A 22,515-nucleotide genomic window follows, 5' to 3' on the forward strand; every position below is an offset into this window, starting at 1 on the left:
GGGGGCGTAAGGACTACGCGACCGCGGACGCGATCCGTGATCAGCTCCAGCACTCCGGACTCGCGATCGAGGACACCCCCGCCGGACCGCGCTGGACGCTTTCCCCCGCATAGCGGTGCGATGAACTCCCGCTGTACACCCCCCACTCAAGCCGCCCCGCCCGGTACCCCCGGCCGGTCGGGGCCCCCTGAGGTCCGCACCGCTGCCCCGCGCAGCGGTGCGGATCCCGTCCCCCCACGCGGCCGCGCACCCGAACCTGCCTGAAGCGCAAGGTGCGTTCGCGCCACTGGCCCGGAAGATGTCATTCCTCAGGTTGATGTGCGCGGCTGCCGGTGTAAACAAAGGTGAGAGGCATGATCGAGGTACAGGAACTGACCAAACGCTATGGGGCGACTGTCGCGGTCGACAGACTCTCCTTCCGCGTCGAGCCGGGCCGGGTGACCGGCTTCCTGGGGCCCAACGGCGCCGGGAAATCCACCACGATGCGTGCCATGGTCGGCCTGGACCGGCCGACATCCGGCCAAGTCCTCATCGACGGCAAGCGTTACGAGGACCTGCCGCGCCCCTTGACCAAGGTCGGTGCGCTCCTGGAGGCCAAGGCGCTGCACGGCGGACGTACGGGCCGCGGTCACCTGCTGGGCCTGGCGCACAGCAACCGCATCCCCGACCGGCGGGTCGACGAGGTCCTGGACCTCGTCGGGCTGACCAGCGCGGCGGGGAAGCGGGCCAAGGGGCTGTCGCTGGGCATGGGGCAGCGCCTCGGCGTGGCCGCCGCGCTGCTCGGCGACCCGCAGGTCGTGCTCTTCGACGAGCCGGTCAACGGCCTCGATCCCGAAGGCATCCTCTGGATCCGGGGACTGATGAAGAACCTGGCGGCCGAGGGCCGTACGGTCTTCGTCTCCAGCCACCTGATGAGCGAAATGGCGCTGACCGCGGAGCACTTGATCGTGATCGGGCAGGGCCGTCTCCTCGCCGACACCTCGGTCGAGGACTTCATCGCCCGCAACTCCCGTTCGTACATCCTGGTCCGCACCCCCGAGCCGGAGCGGATGCGCGACCTGCTCGCCGCCGAGGGCATCCAGGTGGACGACGGCCCCGACGGAGCACTCGAGGCCGTCGGCACCACCCTGGAGACGGTGGGCGGCCTGGCCGCGAAGAACCAGGTGACCGTCTACGAGATCAGCCCCCGATCGGCCTCCCTCGAAGAGGCCTTCATGCAGCTCACCGCCGACTCGGTGGACTACCGCGCTCGCCAGGAGGTGCGTTGACGATGGCGGACACCACTGCGGCCATGCGCTTCGAATGGACCAAGATCCGCACGCTTCGCTCCACCCTGTGGAGCCTGGCCGTCTACTTCCTGATCAGCGTGTCCTTCGCCTTCCTCGCCGGTCACTTCCTGCGGGGCTCGTACAAGGACATGAGCGCGGAGAACAAGGCGGACTTCGACCCCGTCGCCGCCGGCTTCCACGGACTGAGGCTCGGCATGGTCGTGCTCGTCGTCTTCGGCGTGCTGGCCGTGAGCAGCGAGTACTCGACGGGCACGATCCGCAGCTCGCTGACGGCGGTGCCGCGACGCGGCGTCTTCTACGGGGCGAAGCTGCTCACCGGTGCCGCGACGGCCCTGGTCACGTCCGTCGTCGTCGTGGGCGTCAGCTTCTTCACCACGCAGCTGGCCATGGGCGGCCCGCAGAGTGCCTCGCTCTCCGACGACGGGGTGCTGCGAGCGCTGGCCGGAGGGGTCCTCTACACGACCCTGATCTGCGTGTTCTCCATGGGCCTGGCGAGTGTCCTGCGCAGCTCCGCGCTCACCATCGGCATCCTGGTGCCGCTGTTCTTCATGGTCTCGGCCATCCTCAACAGCATTCCCGGTGTGCAGAAGGCGGCCCAGTTCCTGCCCGACGTGGCCGGCGGGCTCATCCTGCAGAGCGGCCGGCCGGAGGGCACCGTCCTCACGGCCTGGACCGGCATGGCCGTGCTCGTCGCCTGGACCGCCGCCTCCGTGACCGCGGGCTACCTGGCGATGCGCCGCCGCGACGCCTGACGGACGGATCCGACGCGACGCGAACCCCCGGGACGCCCGTCCCGGGGGTTCGCCCGTTCCTCAGGCCGGAGGAACGGGTTGCCATCCCCCGGTCGAGCCCAGCGGCTGGGCGTAGACGGGCCTGCCCTCGGCTCCGCTGGTGCGGAAGGGCCTGCCCTGGTCGTCGAGGCGCAGCACTCCGCGCCGGCCGCCGCTGGACCACTGCAACTCCAGGTCCCACGTCACGTCGTGCTGCTTGACGCCCGCCTTGATGTAGAAGACCTCGGGGTCGCTCTCGCTCACCTTGTACGGGAAGTCCCGCTGCCCGGCCGCGGGCGTGACGACGGGCCGCGCCGAGTCGAGGTCGACGCCGAAGGACTTCGTCGACACGTTGCCGCCGCAACCGACGCCCATGACGTAGGAGTTCCAGGCGAGCGGCGCCTTCGTGCCCCGCACCCGGACGTGCAGCCCTTCGAGGACGACGGTGTCCTTGCCGGTGCCCTGCAGGGTGATCTCGATGAACTGCTCGCCGGCCGCGACGCCGCCGAGCGTGGACACCCAGCCGGGCGCGTCCTGCTCCGTGGGAGGCGGCGTGACGGCGCGGGGAGCGCGGTCGAGCAGGTAACGCTGGGAGCAGGGGTCCTCGAAGGCGTACGGCCGGACGTGGGCGGTCAGCGGAGTGCCGGCCTTCGCCCCGCTGTCCGGCCGATCCGCGGGAGGGGCCGCGGACGCGGTGGGTCCGCCGCCCGTCGCCTCCTCGCCTCCGTCCTTCCCGGCGGCCCCGTCCTCGCTGTCCTCGCTCTTCCGCGCGCCGGGCGAGGACGGCGTGCCGGACGGCTCTCCGCCCGTCCCCGGCTTCCCGTGAGCGGAGGTCTTCGCCCTCGGGGAGGACGCGGCCGCCACGGGGTGTCCCGGGCGTTCCGCGCCGGGGCTCGCGCGGACGAGATCCGCGCCCAGCGCGGCGGTGCCCAGCGCGGTGACGGCGGCGACGACGGAGAGGGCGGCGAGCAGGACCTTCCGGGGCTGTCGTCCGCGCGGCGGCGTCGTGGGTGCCGGCTTGGCGGGCTCATCGGGCTCGGCCGGCCGTGCCGGCTCGTCCGGCTCGTCCGGCCCTTCCGGCCGGGGGGAGGCCGCAGGTATTCCGCCGGCCTGTTCCTCGGCCTGCTCCTCGGTCTGCGCCGGGGCCGGTGACGGCGCCTTGCGTCCACGTGTCGCGTCCGCGACGATCCACCGCCGGTGGACCTCCATCAACTCCTGCGGTGTGGCCTTGCACAGCCGCGCCAGCCGCTCCACCGGCGCGAACTCCGTGGGCACGGCCGATCCATTGCAATACCGGTGCAGCGTCGATGTACTGACGTGCAGTCGCTTGGCCAGTGCCCCGTAGCTCAGCCCCGACCGCTCCTTCAGCGACCGCAGCAGCTCGGCGAGATCGCCCGCCTCCACGTCACTCCCCCATCCCAGGTACCCGTTCCAGGGAACCATCATTCCCCCAGGTCAGAGCCTGTGCGACCGTTCCCGCGTCCCTGATCGGCCGGTCACCCTGGCGCTCGGGACGAGATACCGCACAAGCTTTCGTCATCCAAGCATGCCGCTCCCGTAATCCGGTTGAGCGGCGCCCCGCTGTCCCGCACCGCGACGAAAGAGACCAGCCATGCCCGCCTCCGCCCGCCGAGCCGACCCCCACTCCCGCCCGTTCGCCACCGCCGGCCTGGCGGTCGCCGCGCTCGCCACCCTCACGCTGGCGGCGTGCAGCGGAAGCGGGCAGGGCGAGGGCGTACGCACCGAGGGCGTCGCCTCCTCGCAGTCTTCCGGGCCGGGTCAGGCCGCCCGGCCCGCGGAGCCCTCCTCGTCCCCGCAGGCGGGGCAGGCGCCCCAGGGCAAGCCGACCGCCGGGAAGGGCTCCTCGGCCGGCGCCACGCCGCACGGCGCGCAGCGGACCGGCACCACGCACGACCCGTACGCCCCGGAGAACCGCGTGCCCTGCACCGCCGCCAACATCAAGGTCGTCGCCACGTCGGTCTCCCGCCCGCTCAACCACATGCTGCTCACCGTCACCAACACGGGCTCCAAGATGTGCGATTTGAAGGGGTACCCCGTCGTGAAGTTCGAGGGCGCCCAGTCCGTCCCGCCGGTCATGGAGCACACCAAGCCGCAGGCGGTCACTTCCCTGCCGCCGGGCGGCAAGGGCTACGCGAGCGTGATCCTCTCCGCGGGCGACGGCAGCGGCGGCGAGGGCCGCACGGCACGGCACCTCGAGATCGGCTTCCAGGGCGACGACTCGATGGCCGGGGCCGCCCTCCCGGCCGGGGGCGTGCACATCGACGACTCCCTGCGCGTCTCGTACTGGCTGACCTCGGCCGAGGACGCCCTGTCCTGACCCGCGCTAGCAGCGGACGGGCTGGCCGCTCTGGCGGATGACGTTGTCGGCGGACATCCAGCCCGCGCTCTTCGTCCCGTCGACGCGGACGTAAATCCACTTGTGGCCGTAGGAGTTCTCGACGGAGCAGTGGAACCAGAGCTTCGCGCCGGACTTGGCCGGGGCCACGGCGGCACAGACCTTGTAGGGCCCGTTCAGGATGTTCTTGTCGCCGGTCAGATAGCCGTACGTACCGGGCTTCGGGTCGTGGTGGTTCCAGCCGCTGCAGGTCGTGGGCACCGTGGGCTTGGCCGACGGGGAACCGGACGCGGACGCCGTGGTGCTCGGATTGGCCGTCGCGGAGGCCGAGGGCGCCCCGGACGGCTTCCCGGAGGAGCCCACGGACGGCGAGGCGCCGGGGGAGTTCCCGCCGGGGGCCGTTTCGCCCCCGCCCGGCCGGCCGTCCGCGGGGGAGCTGACCGCGGGGCTCGCCGCCTGTGCCCCGTCACCGCCCGTGCCGTCGTCCTTGCCGGTCAGGGCGTAGGTGACGCCGCCGCCGACGAGCACGACGAGGGCGGCCGCCGCCGCGACGAGGGTGCGGCCGCGGCGCCGTCCGCGGCGGGCCGGCGCGCTGTCGGCGGCGGGAGCGGGGCCCGTGACCGGTGCGGCCGACTGCACGGGCGGCTGCGGCGGGCCGGGCGGCGGGTAGCCGGTGTGCGGAGGCTGCGGGGACGGCTGGTGGAACGGCGGCGCGGCACCGAACCCGGGCGGCGGCACCGGGGCGACGGCCTCCGTCGGCGTCGGCGCGACGGGGGCCTGCGGCGGCGCGGGTGCCGCGGCGGCGTGCGGCGCGGCGCTCACCGTCCCGCCCGCGGCCACCTGCTCCAGCATCGCGCGCGCCTGGTCGGCGGTCGGCCGGTGCTCCGGATCCTTGGCCATCAGCGCCCGCAGCACCGGCGTGAGCGGTCCCGCCCGGCGGGGCTCCGGCAGGGGCTCGGTGACGATCGCCGACAAGGTGGACCACACGGACGTGCGGCGGAACGGTGACGTGCCTTCCACCGCCGCGTACAGCGTCATACCGAGCGACCAGATGTCCGACGCGGGCCCGGGCTCCCTGCCCTGCGCGCGCTCCGGCGGCAGATAGTCGAGGGAGCCGACGAGTTGACCGCTCTGCGTCAGCTTGGCCATGGCCTCGTCGCCGGAGGCCTCCATGGTGGCGATGCCGAAATCGGTGAGCACGACCCTCCCCCAGCCTCCGGCCGGTGGGACCCCCGTCTCGCTTCGCTCGCCGCGCTCCAGCAGCACGTTGCCCGGCTTGACGTCCCGGTGCAGGACGCCGACCCGGTGCGCGGCGTCGAGCGCGTCCATCAGCTTCGCGCCGATCGCCGCGGCCTCGTGCGGCTCCAGCGTGCCGCGCTCCTCCAACACGTCGTCGAGCGAGGGCCCGTCGACGAGTTCCATGACGATGACCGGCAGGCCCTCTTCCTCGGTCACGTCGTGCACGGTGACCACGCCGGTGTGCCGGATACGGGCGGCTGCCTGCGCCTCCCGCTGCATCCGGGTCCGCAGATCGAGCAGTTCGGGCTGTGAGGCGTCGGTGAAGGCCCGCAGGACCTTGACGGCGACCTCGCGGTTCAGCAGTTCGTCCACCGCCCGGGCGACCACTCCCATGCCGCCGCGCCCGATCATCGCGGTCACCCGGTAACGGCCGCCGAGAACCTTGCCTATCAGCTCGTCGCCGTTCGCTTCCCCCGTCACCGCACGCTCCGTTCCGTCGCCGTTCGTCGTGTACCTGGCGAGTCCAGCGTAGAGGTAACGTCCCTGCCCCACCCGGGCCGCAAACACGGCCCGGACAACGAAGAAACCCCCAGATCCATGGACCTGGGGGTTCTTGCAAGAGCGGGCGACGAGAATCGAACTCGCGCTCTGAGCTTGGGAATCACGGGGACCTGGCGAGCGAACGTGCGGCCTGACCTGCGGTGATGCCGGGATTCGTGGCTGATCCGGCGGGCCCTCGTTTTCCCCTCCTGACCGCAGTTTGCTGCTCTGAAGGGCACGGATGGGGCACAGCACCGGTGGCCCGGGCGCCTCGACGCCATCTGTGCCGACTTCGCCTACTCCGGGGCGGATCAGTCAGCGTCCACTGTGGGCAGCCATTGCATCTGAAGCGCGAACCCCGAGGCATCTGCCGCGTGCCCACCACACTCACGCTGCTGAGGAGAACCGTCACCGACCATCGGCGCGTGATCGGAGGGGCTGCCATAACCTGCACGACGCGCCGGTGTCCAGCCGGGGATCCGTATATGCCATTGGGGCGACGTAGCCGATGAAGAGGGTTCTTTAAGGCGTATCTCCAGGCATGGCTAAGGTGCCTTCCTCATGATCACCCATATCCAGCCCAGTGCTTCGAGCAGGACAAAGGCAGGCAGGGCAAGGGCGAGGGTCACCGTTGAGCTGGCTTCCGCAAGTTTGCAGATACCGGCGATTGTCATGCTTCCAAAGATGGGGGGTGCGAGGAGGGCTAGGAAAACTGCTGACCTGTTCAGTTCGGACCCCTCGCGGGATTCGAAGCTGACATGTAGCTCCCGGCTGCCGAACTTGACGATCTCTGGCCCGCGGAAGTGCTCGGGCAGGTTGGCATGCGGTGTTTCCGCCGGCTCGTCAGTGATTTCCCACTCATCACCCCAGTCGAACGGGTCTGGCCCCAAGTTTTCCATGGGTGCCTCCAGGTGCGCCTGGACGCATATCTCTTCATCACCATCTTCCGACAGTGATCGAACTTGCGCATCTGTAGTGAAGGCGTACGCTTGATGGATGTACGCAGATGCAGCATGTGTATGCATCTACGGCCAAGGGAAGGATGGAGGCACGGCGATGACCAGCGGCGTCCGCCCTCGGGAGAGGGTTAAGGCCCAGCAGAATCGTCTGACGAGAGTCACGCTGAATCTAAATCCGCGCGCCGTCCAAGCGATCGCCCAAGCTCACAAGATCTCCGGTGATAGCCGGACAGAGATCATTAACCGAGCTGTGCAGATGTACGCTGAGATCGAGATCATTCGCCATGAAGGCGGAAAACTCTACGTACGCCCTGCGGGGGACGCTGATCGCTTCGAGCAGCTGCGGTTCTGGTGAGATGGATCTCCGTATCACTTCTTGCTGCCTTTGAATGCGATGAGTGGCGAAGCGTGCAGGGCGTCGGGTACCTCCTATTCGATCAGGCGTGGCGGCAGCCTAGGCCTGGGGCAGATCCTTGCTCGGCAAGATGACCGTCTAACTCCGCGCTCATATGCTGCAGGGCATTTGCCACTGCCGGAAGCCCCATACGCATGAGCGACCACAGCGCACTCAGCTCGCGGCTAAACCCCCATGCGCCCGCCTGCGGTGGTCGGAACCTGATCACTTCGATCTCCTGGCCGGTAAAAGCGCTGTGATCGAGGTATGTCATGCCGCCACTACCGCATAGGTACCCGCGCGCCCCCACGGTGGCGGTGAGATCGGCGAGCCGTTGAGATCTCTGGGGGCGGGCTGGGAGTCCACTGCTGTGGAGGGTGCGGCCCTTCCAACCGAGGAGGCCCAGCAGGGCTTGGGTGGATGCTTCGGCGATGGCTGCGGTCCGGCTGCTGTTTGTGAAGGAGTCCAGGACGGGGACCAGGGCTTGCTGGAGGGCGGACCAGTGGGGGCTGGTCCCGTAATGCTGTCGGAGCACACGGGCGGTCCGTCGCTGGGACTGGGCGGGCTCGGCCATCACCGCGTCACGGATCAGGGTCTGTCGGCCATGGGGCAGATGGGTGGGGATGGACAGCCATCGGCGGTCGGCCGGATCGTTCAAGGCGGCGAGGCGGGCCCGATGCTGGTAGTCACGGCGGGTGAACTGGACGTCGTCGAGGACGATCCAGTAGTCCGCCGCGAACAGCTTGGCCAGTGTCGAGAGCCGGGGAAAGAAGTTGGGCTGGTGGATGGCACATAGCCCACCCGGCGGTGGTTCAGGCGGTGAGGAGGCGGCTGTCGAAGCCGTCGCTGATGAGGGATTCGTACGCGGCATGCACATCCTCCGGGACGTCCTGCTCGATGGCGAAGCCGAGCTTCGGATACTCGATGACCCGCTGCAGATCACCGACGAGCTGGTCGACGACGAGCTTCTCGTCGCCGATCGTCTTCAGGTAGTCGTCGAACTCCAGCGGCGCCGAGGCGCAGATCACCTCCACCTCGGGCCACATCTTGCGGGCAGTGGCGAACGCGCGTCGCTCCATGTAGGGCATGGCGATCAGCAGCATGGTCTTCACGGCGATGCCGGCGGCGGTCAGGACGTCACGGGAGAAGGTGATGTTCTGGCCGGTGTTCCTGGCGTTGGGCTCCAGCAGAACCGCTTCGTCAGGGACGCCGAGGGCGAGCGCGTGCTCGCGGAAGTGCACGGCCTCGCCGCGAGGGAAGCGGCCGGGGCGGGTGGGGTTGGGCCCGCCGGAGAAGACGAGGGTGGGGAAGAGCCCGGCTCGGTACAGCTCGGCACAGAAGGCGGGGACGCCCAGGTCGTGGCTGCCCAGGCCGATCGCGGCGTCCGCCGGCCGGAGCTCGTGGCCCATCTGGTGGTAGTCCCAGATCAGCTTGGCGCGTCGGCGCTGGTCGTCGGTGATGGCCCGCTGGATGTCCGTCGTCACTGGCGTCTCTCCCTGGTCACCGCCGCCGGGGACTGATCGCCCCGGCGGTCTTCCGGATGTTCTCGATGCTGGCCAGCTGGTGGCTCATGCCGTACTGAGCGGCCAGCCTCGCGGCCTGATCGAGGGCCGTCAGGCCATCATCCCGGGTGGCAAGGTCGGACAGCAGGATGTGTCCGTGAGCGGTGTCCAGGCGTACGCGCTGCATCGGCGAGTCGGTCACTCCCGTCCTGCGGGCGATGCCGATGAAGTGCAGGGCTTTGCCCAGGTCGCCGACGCCCCGGTGGACGAGGGCGAGTTTCTGGTGGGCGACGGACCAGTCGTCCGGCTCGCCGAGGTCTTCGAAGTCGTGGGTCGCGGCGAGCATGACGCGGGCCGCGTAGTCGTGCTCGCCCTCCTTGCTCAGCGCGGTCCCGACCCACAGGCGGGCCCTGGCGCGGTCGCGGTGGGCGAGCCGGTCGTCGACGGCCAGGTGTTCGTAGGCGCGGGCAGCGGTGTCCAGGCGGCCGGACATCTCGGCGACTACGGCCAGGGAGAGGTCGAGCTGGGCGACGCGGCGGGGGATATCGAGTTGGTCGAAGATCGATCGCGCTCCGGCATACGCGTGCTGGGCCGACAGCGGCCCCACCACCGCCCCCTGGTCGCGCTTGAGGTCACCCATGAGGGCGGTCGAGCGGGCGAGGAGATACAGGCCCTTGTCGTCCAGCTCTGGCGGTCGGAAGCGGTTCAGCCACCGGCCCAGCAGGTTGTCGGCGAAGGTGAAGTTCTGGCGGCTCAAGGCGACCACGACCCGGTCCAGGTCGTCGGTCCACGATTCGTACTCCCAAGCCCTGGGTCCTGCCGAGGTAACGCGGGGGGTCGTCGCGGGCGGCCCGCCGGCCTCGGAGAGGAACGTCTCGAACCGCAAGTGCACTGATGCGTCCGCGCGGGCGAGAGCCGTGTCCAAGATCGCCTGCGTGTCGGGACGAGGCGCGGTCGTGGACAGGTTCTTGTCCCAGTTGGAGACGGTCCGCACGGCGACGCCGAGGTGCTGGGCGAACGCACGGACGCTCATTCGCAGGGCGAGCCGCAGGGAACGGGCTTCCAGGCCGGTCCAGTGATGCACGGTCGCCACGCGTCGCTCCCTTCCGAGAACTCATGCAAGCACGGAACACGCATGCGGAGAGACGGAAGTGCAACGCAAGTGCAACACCGCGTCATTTCGTCGCCGCGCGAGCAGGAGGACGCTTCAACACGCAGGTCACAGCCCCTTCTTCGACCTGGGGTGGCCTTCCTGTTTCATCACCCTTGATCCTTTGGACGGTCCCCTTCATGGAACCCCTCACTGAGCACCGTCGCGTCAGCGGCCCGGTCGTCTATGGCTTCCTGCGGCTGGTCAATGTCTCCACGGCCCGCGAGGCGGCCTTGAAGCGGTCGCTGGCCGAGTACTGCCGCCAGCACGAGCTCTCGCTGTCCGGCGTGTTCACCGAACGCGTCATCAAGGTCAACTCGGCTGCCTTCACCGGCCTGATGGACACGCTGGACGTGCCCGGCACTTACGGCGTCGTGCTGCCCTCCGCCTCCCACCTGGGCCCCAGGGCCATAGCCGCAGCGCGAGGCAAGCGCATCACGGCGACCGGGGCCCGGCTGCTGCTGGTCCGCAAGGAGCTTCCGGGCCTGGCCCGCCGTCGGTGTCCCGGCCACGGCGGCTCCCAGGCCCGCCGGCGCGGCCACGGATCCGCGCCGGTACTGGAGGCAGAGTCATGAACCCCTCCATGACCCCGTCCGACCAGCGATTCTTCGCCTCGTCGCCCGCCTCGGTCGGACTGGCCCGCGACTTCGCCGACAAGACCCTCCTGGTCTGGGGCCTGGACGCCCTCGCCGACGACGTCCGGCTCTGTGCCTCGGAGCTGGCGACCAACGCGGTCGTCCACGCCAACCACAGCAGCTTCCTGGTCCGGCTGGCCATCGACGGCCACTACCTCCACCTGGAAGTCCACGACGAGCACCCCCGCTGGCCCGAAGTCCGCCTTCCCGCCCACGACATTACCTCCGGCCGTGGGCTGCACCTGGTCGCCGCCCTGTCGGTCGGCTGGGGCGTCGCCCCTCTCCACCCCTCAGGAAAGATCGTCTGGTCGCGGTTCCGCATCGCGCCCGCCGTGCAGGAGACGCCATGCTGACCCGCCCCCTCGCGCCCGCGCCGTCCACCGGACCTGGCCCGAGCTTGCTGTTCTCGCTGAGCACCTGGACGTGGTCCGGCCCTGGCCCGGACGGGCAGGACACCGCGCACATCCTGCTGGCCCACCCGCTCGGCCGCGCCAGCCACGACACCCCCGCCGCGATCGAGGCCCGCATGCGACACATCGCCGTCAGGCTCGGCCCCCTCGTTGGCGTCCACGAGGCCGTCGCCGAGCTCGATGGCTGTCTGCGCGTTATCGGCAGCCGGGTGCTGCTGAAGTTCGGCGGCTCCCGCTACGGACTTCGCCTGCCGACCCATCCCGGGTGGACCGACCTGATCACCCGCCGAGGCCAGGCCGTCCTCATCATCGGCCTGGACCCGCTGCCGCAGTCCGCGACCGCCGGCCGCCTCGACACCTACCTCGATGCCGGCCGCGCGGCCGACCGGCTCCTCTTCGGCCTCGCCCGCACCCCCTGACCCAGCCGCCCATGCACGACCCCACACTCAACCGAGAGGGAACTGCCATGGAACCCTTCGAGCGCGCCCGGCTGGACGCCTACTTCACCAAGATCGCCACCCAGTTCGCCCCCACCGAGCAGGCCACCGCCTTCCTCGTCACGCACCTGCTGGCCGAGCGGCCCGCCTTCGTCCGCGCGGTCGCCGCGATGACCCGGCTGCGGGCGGTGCTGCCCAAGCCGAAGTCCATCCACCCCGCCGCCCAGCACGAGATCGAACAGACCACCCCCTGCGACACCCTCTCCCGCGAGCTGTTCACCGACCCCGACACTGCCCTGGACTACCTCGAATCCCGGGCTGCTGGCGACCCGGTGGTGCTGCTGGACGTCGGCGGCTACTTCGCCTCCGCCCTGACCGAACTGCACAGCCGCTTCACCGGTCAGATCCTCGGCGTCATCGAGGACACCGAGAATGGCCATCGCCGGTACGCGGAGCTCGACAAGCTGCCCTGCCCGGTCATCTCGGTCGCCCGCTCGCCGCTGAAGGACCCCGAGGACTTCCTGGTCGGCCAGTCCGTCGTCTTCTCCACCGAGGCCGTCCTGCGCGACCGAGGCGACATCCTCCACGGCCGCCCCGCCCTCGTGATCGGCTTCGGCAAGCTCGGCTCCTCCATCGCCCGGCTCCTGCACGCCAAAGGCGTCCAGGTCACCGTCTGCGACATCGACCCCGTCCGTCGTACACAGGCCCTCTCCCAGGGCTTCGCCGTCGCCCGCGACCGCGAAGCCACCCTCGCCTCGGCCGGCCTGGTGCTCTGCGCGACCGGCGCCCACTCACTCAAGGGCGAGGACTTCCCCCACCTGCGCAACGGCGCCTACGTCGCCACCGTCACCTCGAAGGAGGACGAGCTGGAACTGGACGCGCTGCCCGACGTCTACACCCGCACGATGGTCGGCGAGCACATCACCCGCTACCAGACCACCGGCCACTACTTCTACCTCGCCAACGGCGGCAACGCCGTCAACTTCCTGCACGGCGCGAGCGTCGGACCTTTCATCTTCCTGGTCCAGGCCGAGATCCTGGCCGCGATCAGGATGCTCACCCGCGCCGATCTGGCCCCCGGCCTTCACGAGGTCAGCGCGGACGACCGAGCCGCGATCGCGGCGACCTGGCTCTCCTACTTCAACAGGTGATCGACTTGGCCATCACGGCAGAACACATCCGCACAATCATCCACGGCTACCTCGACGAGCACCCCGACGAGAAGCGGGCCCTCGCCCCTCTCCTCGGTCTCCTGGACGACGGGGCCGACCTGGCCAGCCGCAAGGAATTCCGCGGCCACGCCACCGCCGGCGCCATCCTCGCCCGACCGGACGGCTGCATCCTGCACATCCACCACCTCGCCCTGGACAAGTGGCTGCTGCCCGGTGGCCACCTCGAAGCCCAGGACGACACCCTCCTCGGCGCGGCCCTGCGCGAGCTCGCCGAGGAGACCGGCATCCCTGCCGATGCCGTCACCGCCGTGGCGGACCGACCCGTCCACATCGACGTCCACCCCATCCCGGCGAACGACGCCAAGGGCGAGCACGACCACCAGCACATCGACTTCCGGTTCCTCTTCCGCACGACCGCCGACATTCACCAGCTGCAGGCCGAGGAGGTCACGGACGCCGCGTGGAGGGAGCCGGAAACCATCACCGACGAGCGTCTGCGCCGACGGGTCTCCGCAGCCCTCCGCTGATCACCAGCCTCCGCCACCCCTGGGGCGGAGGCAGCTCGGCCTCGGCCGGGCCGCAAGAGCAATGCTCTTGCGATAACTTGCTCGCCCTCGGGCGACCCGGCGAAGAGTGTCTTCGCCGATAACTTGCTCTCCGGTCGGGGCGAGGCGGGGCATGGTGCAGTTGCACTCGTCCCACCGGTTGCATGCCTGGTCAGAGCAGGTACGGGTGAGAGCGCAGGTACGGGTCGACTCGTTGCGCGCAAGAGACCCGTCCCCGCGCTGACCTGCGCGGGGACGGCTGGGACCAGTGGTACGGGTCAGGCGCCTGAGGAGTCCGCCGAAGTCGGAGCGGTGCAGTAGCGCTCCCACGTGTCCAGGAACTTGTTGCGGGCGAAGCCCTTGGCCTGGCCGCCTTCGGGGAAGCGGATGTTGGCCGAGCGGATGCCATAGTCCTGGAGCAGGATGCCGAGCAGGCGCGGGGTGAGGCCGTTGGTGCCGTACTCGGCCCAGGGCGCTTCGGGGTCCTCCCGCAGGATGTTGATCAGGCGGGTGGTGGGCAGGGCATCGGGGTTGTTGCAGGAGGCGAAGGCGGCGCGGATGTCCGTCAGGATGCGGACCTTCAGCCCTGTGTCCTCCTCTTCCCCGGCTTCGTGACCGACCATGGCCGCGCATGCGGTGCGGGCCAGGTCGGGCCAGCGTCCGCGAGCGAGGTCGGCGACGATGACGAGGGGCTCCCACGTATCGGCCGCCCGGTCCTCGACGGGCATCTCGGGCTCCAAGTGGGCAGCGGCTCGACGGTGGGTCTTCAGCCAGGAGGCGATGCGGTCGCGCAGGGCATGCAACGCGGGCACGTCGCGGCTGGTGCGGAAGGCGGCAACCTTCTCGCCTGGAGCACGGCGGCGCATGCGGATGACGATGGAGCGGTCCATCACGGTGTCGGGCAGATCGCCGATGCCGGCGATGGCGGCCATGGCGAAGGTGGGGAACTCGGTCGGTGTGTGGTCGGGGCCGGCGACGCGGAGGCTGGGGCGGTTGCGCTGGTGACCGGCGTTGAGCAGGCCGCGCAGTTCCTCGTTTTTCTCGGCGGCCTTGACCGTGCCGAAGATGGTGTCGGCCTCGTCGACCAGCAGGGTCGGCGGGTCGGCCTTGGAGATGGAGCGGAAGATCGCGGCCGGAGTCGAGTTCACGGTGATGACCGGCCTGTGCACGGTCTCCGTGACGACGTCCAGCAGGCGGGATTTGCCGCACCGCTTGACCGGGGCCACGACCGCGAGGCGTGGGGCGTGCTGGATGGCGGCCTGGAGGTGGGTCGCGGCGATCCACAGTGTGACCGCGTCGAGGGCCTCCGGGCTGGGCAGCACGACGTACCGGGCAAGGGTCTCGCGCAGTTCGTTGAGCAGGCGCTCGCCTTCGCTGAGGACGGTCCCCGTCCGCTCCGTCGGTCCGGAAGGGGACCGGGGACCGGTCCCCTCGCGGTCCTCGGCCTCATCCCTAGCCCGGTTGACATCGGTACCGGCCGTCGCGGCCGTGCCAGCGGGGGCGGGTACGAGGGGACCGTCCGATGCCATGCGGTCCCCGGCTTCGGGACCGGTCCCCACACCGCTGACCAGCGGATTTCCTTCCCCCGTGCCGCCCTCACGTTCAGCCGGTCCCCACGGCGTCCGTACCGGGGACCGGTCCCCTTCCGGCCCGTCCACCGGTATTCGGGGACTGGTCCCCAAGGTCCCCTCCGGCTGTTCCGGCGCGGATACGGACCGATCCGCGGTCACATCGCCCCCACAGTCCGCCTCCGGACCGCGGCGCCGGCCGGGGACCGCGACCGGAGGCCAGGTGCAGCCGCCGGCTGCGTTGTTCGGGGTCGGGGACGTAAAGTTGGGCATAGACGTTCCTCACCCGGCAGCGCGCGGGCTGGCAGGCCCGCCGCCACCGTTTGTTTGTTCAGGCATGGGCGACTGGTAGGGACACACTGGCCCTCGGCGTTGGCGCGTCGGGGGCCGTTTCATTTCCCTGGTGTGGTCAACGTAGCCACAGTCAAACCGCGAAAGTCCAGCGTTCTCAGGCAGCCTTGGTCTGCTTACCGAGAACGCTGCTCGGGTGGTTGTCCAAAACGGTAAAGCCGAATCACCGGTTGACCAAAAAGCAGCAGGGAAGCCCTGCTGTCCGATGAAGGATGCTGCACGTCAAGGCATGTGGCGCCTCGCCCGCGATCCGCGCCGCCCACCGCTTTTCGGCACCTACTGTCACTTGTGCGGGGCGCTTTATAAACCACGATTCCCGGTTACCGAAAACGGCGAACGCGAGTTAAAACAGAACGCATGTCCCGACGCCCTTTGGAAATCGGTCCTGCCGGAGAGCGGACCGCGCTCGCCATCGAACGTGCCCGAGCGGCACGCGGCCTTGCCCAGCGACAGCTGGCCGACCGCGTCACCGAGTTGGGCCGCTCGATGTCCAACACCATGCTGTCGCGCATCGAGCGCCGGCAACGCCGGTGCGACGTCGACGACCTCGTCGTCATCTCGGCCGCCCTCGGCGTCTCGCCGCTTGCGCTTCTTCACGGGACGCCGTAGCGCCCAGCGCCGTCTTCGCGGGCCTTCAGGTGCGCCAACACCGAAGGCCGCGCCATCCCAACTCGCCCATGCCTGAGCGACCAACACCGGTGCGACGGGCCTGCCAGCCCGCGTGCCAGATGAGGAACACCCCTTGCACCGACCTGCACTGCCCCCTGCCCCGTCCGACTGCCTGCTGTCCGTGGCGGAAGCCGCCGAGCGCCTCGGCACGGGGGAACGTTTCATCAGGCGCCTGATCGCCGAGCGCCGCATCGCCTTCGTCAAGGTCGGACGCCACGTCCGCATTGCCGACAGCGTGCTTGCCGCGTACATCGAGGCCAACACGGTCGAGCCCGCGCGCCGCATACGCTCCCGCTACGGGAAGGCGGCCTGATGGCGGCGCGTCGGACACAGCGACGCCGCGAGTTCGGCACCGTACGACAGCTGCCCTCCGGACGCTGGCAGGCTCGCTACTGGGCGCCTGACGGCGCCCGCCGCAATGCCCCGGAGACGTTCGACACCAAGACTGACGCGCAGACCTGGCTCACCTTGACCCAGGCCGACATCGAGCGCAAAGACTGGATCGACCCGGACGTCGGCGCCGTGAACTTCGAGGTCTTCGCCCTCAAATGGGTCGAGGAGCGCGGCCTGGCCCCCACAACGGACGAGCTGTACCGCAGGCTCCTGCGGCTGCATATCCTGCCCACCTTCGAGCGGCTCGACCTCGACGAGATCACGCCGCCCGGCGTCCGCACCTGGCGCGCCGAGCGCTTGAAGGCCACCGGCGCCACGACGACCGCCAAGTCCTACCGCCTGCTGAAGGCCATCCTCCAGACGGCGACCGACGACGAGCTGATCCGCCGCAACCCCTGCCGTATCAAGGGTGCCGGCATCGAGAAGCCGAAGGAACGACCGACCGCGACCGTCGAGCAGGTCGATGCCCTCGCCGACGCCATGGGCCCGCGGTGGCGCCTGATGGTCTACTTCGGGGCCTACGGCCCGATGCGACCGGAGGAACAGGCAGCCCTACGACGGCCCGACGTCACGCTCGAGCCCCTCGCCGCCCAGGTCACTGAAGCGGCGCCCGATCTGTGTTCTGGCCGTCGCGTCGAGGGCGACACCAAGTCCGCGGCCGGCAAGCGCACGATCTACCTGCCCGCCTTCCTTCATATAGAGGTCAAGCGACACCTCGACTGGTTCGCGGAGAAGGACCCGAACGGCCTGCTGTTCGTAGGAGAGAAGGGAGCGCCCTTCCGCCGGTCCACCTTCGGCCGCAAGTGGAGGCGAGCGCGGGCACAGGTCGGCCTGCCGGACGGCTTCCGTTTCTACGACCTCCGCCACACCGGCCACACCCTGTCCACCCAGTCCGGTGCCACCCTCAAGGACACGATGGTCCGCGCCGGCCAGTCCTCGGAGAAGGCGGCGATGATCTACCAGCACTCCGACGGTGAGCGGCAGCAGGAAGTCGCTGCGGGCATCGACGAGAAAGTTCGCCAGCAGCGAGGCCGGGTCGCAGAGAGGGCGGCGGCGCGAGGAGCATGACTGAAGGGCGCCGAGGCGGGCGGGCTTGCTCGTTCCGCCTCGGCGCCTCAGGGCCCGGAGGCGTCAACTCAGCTCATCCTGGCCACATATGGGTGAAGGTGTGGGTGTTGTTGACCAGCAGCACTTCTTGATTTCCTCCCTCAAATGAGGGAGGATTTCCGGAAATCAACTCTGTGCGTCGAGGGGCTGGGCATGGCAGTCGTGCACGTCGAGGATTTTCGGGTTCGTAACAGGCTGGCCGAGCTAGGGCTGGCGACAGAAGAGATCGAGAACGTCCAGCGTCGCGCCGAAGCAGAGCGGAGCTTCTGTACGCCACTCGACCCCGTCTCCCTTCCCGGCAACATCTTCTGGGGACGGACCATCCGCTTCATGCGCGAGACCTACATCCCCAAAGGGTGGCGCAGCGCGAGTCCGGTGAACGTGCCGCTCGTGATATCCCCGACCGAGACCTTCGCCATCACAGCTTCCAGTGGCAGCAGGGAGACTGGCTTCGCTGCCCTCACGCCCTCGACCCGCTACTCAAAGGGCCCGGCTGTCACCCGGAGGGTGGAGACCAACCGGCAGCTGATGTTCCCGGACTATGAGGTCGAGGCCGAGGCGCAGGATGTCGGCGACGGTATCCCCACCTGGTTTCTGCTCTACCAGCACGTGAACACGGATACGGGGACGCGGCTGTACTCGGAGCTGTCGCTGCCCGATCACATGGGCAGCCGTGGCAAGATCGACAGCTGGCAGGAGCGGATCATCCTGCCCTGGCTCGACTTCGAAGGCGTCATCCCGTTCCCCGACGAGGACGATGGCGAGGGCGGCATCGATATCCCCATCGAGCGCCTAGGCTGACTCGTCCTCCCCACTTCGACTTTTTGGCACATTCCCATGACCACCGCATCCCGGCTCGTCCTGGCGCGCAGGCGCCGGGGGCTCACTGTTACCCGACTCGCTCAGCTTGCGGGCCTCACGGCCCGAAGGCTGTCGGACTTCGAGAACGGGCGGGCGATCCCGAGCCCGCCCTCGTTGTCGGCCATCGCCGAGGCACTGGAGTTCCCTGAGTCGTTCTTCAGCGCTGGGGAGGTAGCTGATCTGCCTGTGGAAACGGTGAGCTTTCGGGCGCTGAGCAAGATGACTGCCTCGCAGCGGGACGTCGCGCTCAGTAGCGGTCGTTTGTCCCGAGGGTTGCAGGACTGGATCGGTGCGCGGTTCGGGCTGCCGGCTGCGGACCTGCCAAGCCTCACTTCCTTCAGCCGCTTGCGGGAGGACGGACAGATCCCGTATCCGGGTGAGGCGGGAGGTGGGGACAACTCTGCCGAGCGGGCCGCGGAACTCGTGCGAACCAGGTGGGGCCTGGGCGTCGCGCCCATCGCCAACATGGTTCACCTCCTGGAGGCCCACGGAGTCCGAGTCTTCTCGCTGTCTCGGGATTGCCCGGAGGTCGACGCCTTCTCGTTCTGGGACCGAGGGATCCCGTTCGTCCTGCTGAACACGGAGAAGACCGCCGAGCGCGGCCGCTTTGATGCGGCTCACGAGCTGGGTCACCTCGTCCTGCACGGCGAAGAACAGATTCCGCACGGCCCCCAGGCCGAGGCTGAGGCCCATCGGTTCGCGGCTGCCTTGCTGATGCCGAGCGCAGATGTCCTTGCTTATGCGCCTCGGAACCCGAGCACGAACTGGATCTTGCAGGCCAAGCGGAGATGGAAGGTCGCCGCCATGGCCCTCGCCCATCGCCTTCACGAGCTGAACCTCACTACCGAGTGGCAGTACAGAACTCATTGCGTGGAGCTTGGCCGACTGGGGTACCGCAAGGCGGAGCCGGAGAGCCGTCTACCCCGAGAGACCTCGCAGGTGCTGGGGAAGGTCTTCGCCGCTCTGCGTGCCGAGGGCACTCGACCAGCCGATGTCGCTCGGGACCTTCACCTGCGGCCTGCGGATCTCAACGACCTGATCTTCGGGCTCATCGTGACCGCTCAGGACGGCGGCAGACCGGACCAGGGGCAGCACGCAACGGCTCCGCGTCGTCCGCAGCTCTCGGTAGTGCGCTGAGCTCTCATGGCCTCGGCGCTTTGCTGATGTGGCGGCAACGCCGAGGCCTGGACAGTGGTGCGCATCACCGAAAGATCGTCTCGTCATTCGCGACGCTTATGCCTTCATGCTGTTCAAAAGCGGCGCGGCGGCACCATGTGAGCCCCGTCCGGGTGGAGTTAGGGCACGCGGAGGGCACGGCGGCCCCAGAGAGGTCTAGACAACGACGAACCCCCAGGTCGCTGACCTGGGGGTTCGTAGAAGAGCGGGCGACGAGAATCGAACTCGCGCTCTGAGCTTGGGAAGCTCATGTTCTACCATTAAACTACGCCCGCGCGAAGGTGCCCATCGGGGCATCGCATCGTCGCACACTCTACCCCATCGAAGGCCACCGGCGCACTTGCCGCGGTGGCCTTCCGTCGTGTGAGGGGGGTGTGGCGGGCATGGGGATGCGGGCGTGAGGGGCGGGAGTTGGGGCGTACCGTGGGGGTGCGGCCATCGGCGGGGGCTGTCGGGGTGCCGCGTTAAGTTCGGCCAGATCCATCCCCTAATGTGGCTTTTGTCTTTCATGTCGTGCCGGAGGCACGCAGTCAGTGCCGCCATGGGGAAAGGGAGCTCGATGGAGCGCACCGTCGTTCGTTGTGCCGAAGGGCACGTGTTCAGCACCGCTTCGTTCCCGATGCAGAACCTCGGTCCCGGCCGGATCGGCCCCGGGCGGCTCCTGCGCTGCCCGCGCTGCGCCCGCCTGCGGCACTCCGTGCCGGTGGGCACCGAGAAGGGGTGAGCCCGGCGCGGGCCCGGGCCGGAGTCGATCTCCGGCCCGGGCCCGCGTTGTCAGGTTGTCCGGCTTCTTTGCGTATCCTCGACTCGTGCTTCTCTCAGACAAGGACATCCGGGCCGAGATCGACGCCGGCCGAGTGCGGATCGACCCGTTCGACGAATCGATGGTGCAGCCGTCGAGCATCGATGTGCGGCTCGACCGCTACTTCCGGGTGTTCGAGAACCACCGGTACCCGCACATCGACCCCGCGGTCGAGCAGGCGGACCTCACGCGTGAGGTGGTGCCGGAGGGCGACGAGGCGTTCATCCTGCACCCCGGCGAGTTCGTGCTGGCCTCGACGTACGAAGTGATCACGCTCCCCGACGACGTCGCCTCGCGGCTGGAGGGCAAGTCCAGCCTCGGCCGGCTCGGCCTGCTGACGCACTCGACGGCCGGCTTCATCGACCCGGGCTTCTCCGGGCACGTGACGCTGGAGCTGTCCAACATGGCCACGCTGCCGATCAAGCTGTGGCCGGGGATGAAGATCGGCCAGCTGTGCATGTTCCGGCTGACCTCCCCCGTCGAGCATCCTTACGGGTCCGCGAAGCACGGCTCCCGCTACCAGGGCCAGCGCGGGCCGACGCCCTCGCGGTCCTTCCAGAATTTCCACCGCACGCAGGTCTGACCGACCAGGGAACAAGGCGAAGAGCAACAGTGAGCGATATCCGCGAGAACCTGACCTACCCGATCTTCGGGCAGGCGATCCGTGAGCTGGCGCAGACCATCGCGGACGACGGCTACGAGCCGGACATCATCCTGTCCATCGCACGCGGTGGCGTCTTCGTCGCGGGCGGCCTCGCCTACGCGCTGGACTGCAAGAACATCCACCTGGTGAACGTCGAGTTCTACTCCGGCGTCGGCGAGACGATGGAGATGCCGGTCATGCTGGCCCCCGTCCCCGACAAGATCGACTTCACCGACAAGAAGGTCCTGATCGCCGACGACGTGGCGGACACCGGCAAGACCCTCAAGCTGGTGCACGACTTCTGCGTGGGCCACGTGGCCGAGGTGCGTTCCGCGGTGATCTACGAGAAGTCCCAGTCCCTCGTGAAGTGCGAATACGTCTGGAAGCGCACCGAGGACTGGATCAACTTCCCCTGGTCGGTCGAGCCGCCGGTGGTGCGCCGCGAGGGCCAGGTCCTCGACGCGTAGGACCGCGGAAGCGGCCATGGAACACACGGAAGGGCCCGTTTAGATCCTCTGGGGATCTAAACGGGCCCTTCCGTGTGACTAAAGCGTGCCCAGCTTGATGAGCGACAGCAGCGCGACGAGCTGGATCGCCGAGGCCCCGAGCGCCTTGGGCCACGGCAGGTCGTGGGATTTGCTCACCATCGAGGTCAGCAGTGCGCCGCCCGCCAGCCAGGTGGCCCAGCCCAGCACCTGTACGAGGGGGCTGTCGCCGCCCAGGAACATCGCGAACAGCAGCCGGGGCGCGTCGGAGAGCGACATGATCAGCATCGACAGCCCGACCGTCGGCTGCCATATCCCGTCGCCGCCCAGCTGCCGGGCCAGCGTGTGGGTGACCGCGCCGAGGATCAACCCGGCGATCACCATGATCACGCCGGTGATCAGCACGGCCGGCAGGACCTGGGAGAGCGAGGCGTTCAGTACGTCCTGACGGGCCTTGTCGAAGCCGAAGACGGCCAGCAGGCCGTAGACGAAGGTGACGATCAGCGCCGGGGCCCACATCTGGTGGTCCCGCATCTGCCAGAAGGTGGCCGACGGGCGCAGCACGATGCCGCTCAGCAGGTCCTTCCAGTGCAGCCGGGGCCCGGCGGGCGGAGCGGGCGCGGGCGCGGCGCCGTAGGAGCCGTCACCGCCGTCGTACTGGCCGTACGCGTCCGGGGCCTCGCCGAGGCTGAACTGCTGCGTGTGGCCGGGGTTGTCGGCGGTCCGCCCGTAGTACGGGTCCTGGCCGCCGTACTGCTGCTGCCCGTAGCCCGGCTGGGGCTGGGGCGGCTGCGGTGGGTGCCCGCCCCCGAAGTACTCCGGCTCGTCGTACCCGCCCGGCTGCTGCCACTGCTGCTGCCCGCCGCCGTAGCCGCCGCCGGGCATGCCGGGTTGCCCGGGCGCGCCCTGGCCGCCGTACGGAGCCTGCTGTCCTTGCCGCGCGGGGTCGGCACCGTGAGGGTCCCGCCCGCGTCCCATCCTGAATCCAGCCACGCCTTCGAACGTACCCGCTCCGGCGAGGTCCCGGCGCCGGCCCCGGGGGAACGCACCCGGCATTGCGGC

Annotated in this window: 25 protein-coding genes and 1 tRNA gene; 17 read left to right on the forward strand and 9 right to left on the reverse strand. The window is 69.3% G+C overall.

The annotated features are described in order from the left end of the window. The first annotated feature begins 353 nt into the window (after positions 1 to 353). Both AB0G59_RS19530 and AB0G59_RS19535 read left to right on the forward strand, forming a co-directional pair. Entirely contained in the window at positions 354 to 1,268 is a 915-nt protein-coding gene (locus tag AB0G59_RS19530) for an ATP-binding cassette domain-containing protein (RefSeq protein ID WP_360913161.1), read from the forward strand. Between the two features lie 2 nt (positions 1,269 to 1,270). Further along, positions 1,271 to 2,041, forward strand: a complete 771-nt coding sequence (locus tag AB0G59_RS19535; protein WP_360913163.1) for an ABC transporter permease subunit — start codon at positions 1,271 to 1,273, stop codon at positions 2,039 to 2,041. A 60-nt stretch (positions 2,042 to 2,101) separates the two neighbouring features. Here the strand turns inward: AB0G59_RS19535 and AB0G59_RS19540 are convergent, their stop codons facing one another. Beyond that, entirely contained in the window at positions 2,102 to 3,463 is a 1,362-nt protein-coding gene (locus tag AB0G59_RS19540; protein WP_360913165.1) for a helix-turn-helix domain-containing protein, read from the reverse strand. Between the two features lie 208 nt (positions 3,464 to 3,671). On the opposite strand from AB0G59_RS19540, the gene AB0G59_RS19545 reads away from it, so the two are divergent. Continuing rightward, positions 3,672 to 4,397, forward strand: a complete 726-nt coding sequence (locus AB0G59_RS19545; RefSeq protein ID WP_360913167.1) for a DUF4232 domain-containing protein — start codon at positions 3,672 to 3,674, stop codon at positions 4,395 to 4,397. A 6-nt stretch (positions 4,398 to 4,403) separates the two neighbouring features. Here the strand turns inward: AB0G59_RS19545 and AB0G59_RS19550 are convergent, their stop codons facing one another. After that, a complete protein-coding gene (locus tag AB0G59_RS19550; protein ID WP_360913169.1) occupies positions 4,404 to 6,134 on the reverse strand; it encodes a protein kinase in 1,731 nt (576 codons plus the stop codon). 605 nt (positions 6,135 to 6,739) lie between these two features. Next, on the reverse strand, positions 6,740 to 7,093 hold the full coding sequence (locus AB0G59_RS19555; RefSeq protein WP_360913171.1) for a hypothetical protein: 354 nt from the start codon (positions 7,091 to 7,093) through the stop codon (positions 6,740 to 6,742). 157 nt (positions 7,094 to 7,250) lie between these two features. Here AB0G59_RS19555 and AB0G59_RS19560 point away from each other — a divergent pair, with 157 nt between their 5' ends. Further along, positions 7,251 to 7,508 (forward strand): hypothetical protein, encoded by a 258-nt coding sequence (locus tag AB0G59_RS19560; protein WP_360913173.1) that lies wholly within the window; start codon positions 7,251 to 7,253, stop codon positions 7,506 to 7,508. Positions 7,509 to 7,590: 82 nt separating this feature from the next. Here AB0G59_RS19560 and AB0G59_RS19565 read toward each other — a convergent pair whose 3' ends face one another. The 3 genes from AB0G59_RS19565 to AB0G59_RS19575 are packed head-to-tail and all read right to left on the reverse strand — an operon-like array spanning position 7,591 to position 10,142. After that, positions 7,591 to 8,424 (reverse strand): WbqC family protein, encoded by an 834-nt coding sequence (locus AB0G59_RS19565; RefSeq protein WP_360913175.1) that lies wholly within the window; start codon positions 8,422 to 8,424, stop codon positions 7,591 to 7,593. After that, positions 8,360 to 9,031 carry a YdcF family protein gene (locus tag AB0G59_RS19570; RefSeq protein ID WP_360913177.1) on the reverse strand — a complete coding sequence of 224 codons (672 nt, stop codon included), beginning with the start codon at positions 9,029 to 9,031 and terminating at the stop codon, positions 8,360 to 8,362. Before AB0G59_RS19570 ends, AB0G59_RS19565 begins: the two co-directional genes overlap by 65 nt. Positions 9,032 to 9,047: 16 nt before the next feature. Further along, positions 9,048 to 10,142 carry a hypothetical protein gene (locus tag AB0G59_RS19575; protein ID WP_360913179.1) on the reverse strand — a complete coding sequence of 365 codons (1,095 nt, stop codon included), beginning with the start codon at positions 10,140 to 10,142 and terminating at the stop codon, positions 9,048 to 9,050. 197 nt (positions 10,143 to 10,339) lie between these two features. Here AB0G59_RS19575 and AB0G59_RS19580 point away from each other — a divergent pair, with 197 nt between their 5' ends. The 5 genes from AB0G59_RS19580 to AB0G59_RS19600 are packed head-to-tail and all read left to right on the forward strand — an operon-like array spanning position 10,340 to position 13,380. Then, positions 10,340 to 10,774 carry a hypothetical protein gene (locus tag AB0G59_RS19580; protein WP_360913181.1) on the forward strand — a complete coding sequence of 145 codons (435 nt, stop codon included), beginning with the start codon at positions 10,340 to 10,342 and terminating at the stop codon, positions 10,772 to 10,774. Beyond that, the gene (locus tag AB0G59_RS19585) at positions 10,771 to 11,187 is read left to right on the forward strand and encodes an ATP-binding protein (RefSeq protein WP_360913183.1); all 417 of its coding nucleotides are present in this window, start codon (positions 10,771 to 10,773) and stop codon (positions 11,185 to 11,187) included. The genes AB0G59_RS19580 and AB0G59_RS19585 overlap by 4 nt, the downstream gene beginning before the upstream one ends. Further along, entirely contained in the window at positions 11,181 to 11,663 is a 483-nt protein-coding gene (locus AB0G59_RS19590) for a DUF5949 family protein (RefSeq protein ID WP_360913185.1), read from the forward strand. Before AB0G59_RS19585 ends, AB0G59_RS19590 begins: the two co-directional genes overlap by 7 nt. 47 nt (positions 11,664 to 11,710) lie before the next feature. Then, positions 11,711 to 12,832, forward strand: a complete 1,122-nt coding sequence (locus AB0G59_RS19595; RefSeq protein ID WP_360913187.1) for an adenosylhomocysteinase — start codon at positions 11,711 to 11,713, stop codon at positions 12,830 to 12,832. A 5-nt stretch (positions 12,833 to 12,837) separates the two neighbouring features. Then, positions 12,838 to 13,380, forward strand: a complete 543-nt coding sequence (locus AB0G59_RS19600) for an NUDIX domain-containing protein (protein ID WP_360913189.1) — start codon at positions 12,838 to 12,840, stop codon at positions 13,378 to 13,380. A gap of 296 nt (positions 13,381 to 13,676) precedes the next feature. On the opposite strand, the gene AB0G59_RS19605 is transcribed toward AB0G59_RS19600, so the two are convergent. Then, positions 13,677 to 14,927 (reverse strand): DUF3631 domain-containing protein, encoded by a 1,251-nt coding sequence (locus AB0G59_RS19605; protein ID WP_360913190.1) that lies wholly within the window; start codon positions 14,925 to 14,927, stop codon positions 13,677 to 13,679. A 747-nt stretch (positions 14,928 to 15,674) separates the two neighbouring features. On the opposite strand from AB0G59_RS19605, the gene AB0G59_RS19610 reads away from it, so the two are divergent. The 5 genes from AB0G59_RS19610 to AB0G59_RS19630 all read left to right on the forward strand — a co-directional run bounded on the left by AB0G59_RS19610 (position 15,675) and on the right by AB0G59_RS19630 (position 19,484). Continuing rightward, entirely contained in the window at positions 15,675 to 15,926 is a 252-nt protein-coding gene (locus AB0G59_RS19610; protein WP_360913192.1) for a helix-turn-helix transcriptional regulator, read from the forward strand. Between the two features lie 133 nt (positions 15,927 to 16,059). Continuing rightward, positions 16,060 to 16,299, forward strand: coding sequence for an excisionase family DNA-binding protein (locus AB0G59_RS19615; protein ID WP_360913194.1), 240 nt, complete (start codon positions 16,060 to 16,062; stop codon positions 16,297 to 16,299). Continuing rightward, on the forward strand, positions 16,299 to 17,447 hold the full coding sequence (locus tag AB0G59_RS19620) for a tyrosine-type recombinase/integrase (RefSeq protein ID WP_360913196.1): 1,149 nt from the start codon (positions 16,299 to 16,301) through the stop codon (positions 17,445 to 17,447). Before AB0G59_RS19615 ends, AB0G59_RS19620 begins: the two co-directional genes overlap by 1 nt. A gap of 192 nt (positions 17,448 to 17,639) precedes the next feature. Next, positions 17,640 to 18,287 (forward strand): hypothetical protein, encoded by a 648-nt coding sequence (locus tag AB0G59_RS19625; RefSeq protein ID WP_360913197.1) that lies wholly within the window; start codon positions 17,640 to 17,642, stop codon positions 18,285 to 18,287. A 36-nt stretch (positions 18,288 to 18,323) separates the two neighbouring features. Continuing rightward, complete coding sequence (locus AB0G59_RS19630) at positions 18,324 to 19,484, forward strand: XRE family transcriptional regulator (protein ID WP_360913199.1); 1,161 nt, start codon at positions 18,324 to 18,326, stop codon at positions 19,482 to 19,484. A gap of 243 nt (positions 19,485 to 19,727) precedes the next feature. Here the strand turns inward: AB0G59_RS19630 and AB0G59_RS19635 are convergent. Continuing rightward, positions 19,728 to 19,798: transfer RNA gene (locus tag AB0G59_RS19635), tRNA-Gly, on the reverse strand. A gap of 266 nt (positions 19,799 to 20,064) precedes the next feature. Between AB0G59_RS19635 and AB0G59_RS19640 the strand changes: the two genes are divergently transcribed. From AB0G59_RS19640 to AB0G59_RS19650, 3 genes are all read left to right on the forward strand, one after another. Continuing rightward, entirely contained in the window at positions 20,065 to 20,247 is a 183-nt protein-coding gene (locus AB0G59_RS19640; RefSeq protein ID WP_071962986.1) for a hypothetical protein, read from the forward strand. 85 nt (positions 20,248 to 20,332) lie between these two features. Beyond that, positions 20,333 to 20,908: a dCTP deaminase gene (dcd, locus tag AB0G59_RS19645; protein ID WP_071962992.1), complete on the forward strand. Its 576-nt coding sequence runs from the start codon at positions 20,333 to 20,335 to the stop codon at positions 20,906 to 20,908. A gap of 29 nt (positions 20,909 to 20,937) precedes the next feature. Then, on the forward strand, positions 20,938 to 21,435 hold the full coding sequence (locus tag AB0G59_RS19650; RefSeq protein ID WP_360913201.1) for a phosphoribosyltransferase: 498 nt from the start codon (positions 20,938 to 20,940) through the stop codon (positions 21,433 to 21,435). 78 nt (positions 21,436 to 21,513) lie between these two features. On the opposite strand, the gene AB0G59_RS19655 is transcribed toward AB0G59_RS19650, so the two are convergent. Continuing rightward, positions 21,514 to 22,431 carry a Yip1 family protein gene (locus tag AB0G59_RS19655; protein ID WP_360913336.1) on the reverse strand — a complete coding sequence of 306 codons (918 nt, stop codon included), beginning with the start codon at positions 22,429 to 22,431 and terminating at the stop codon, positions 21,514 to 21,516. Between the last annotated feature and the right edge of the window lie 84 nt (positions 22,432 to 22,515).

The sequence above is a fragment of the Streptomyces sp. NPDC021096 genome, assembly GCF_040641275.1.
Lineage (GTDB): Bacteria > Actinomycetota > Actinomycetes > Streptomycetales > Streptomycetaceae > Streptomyces.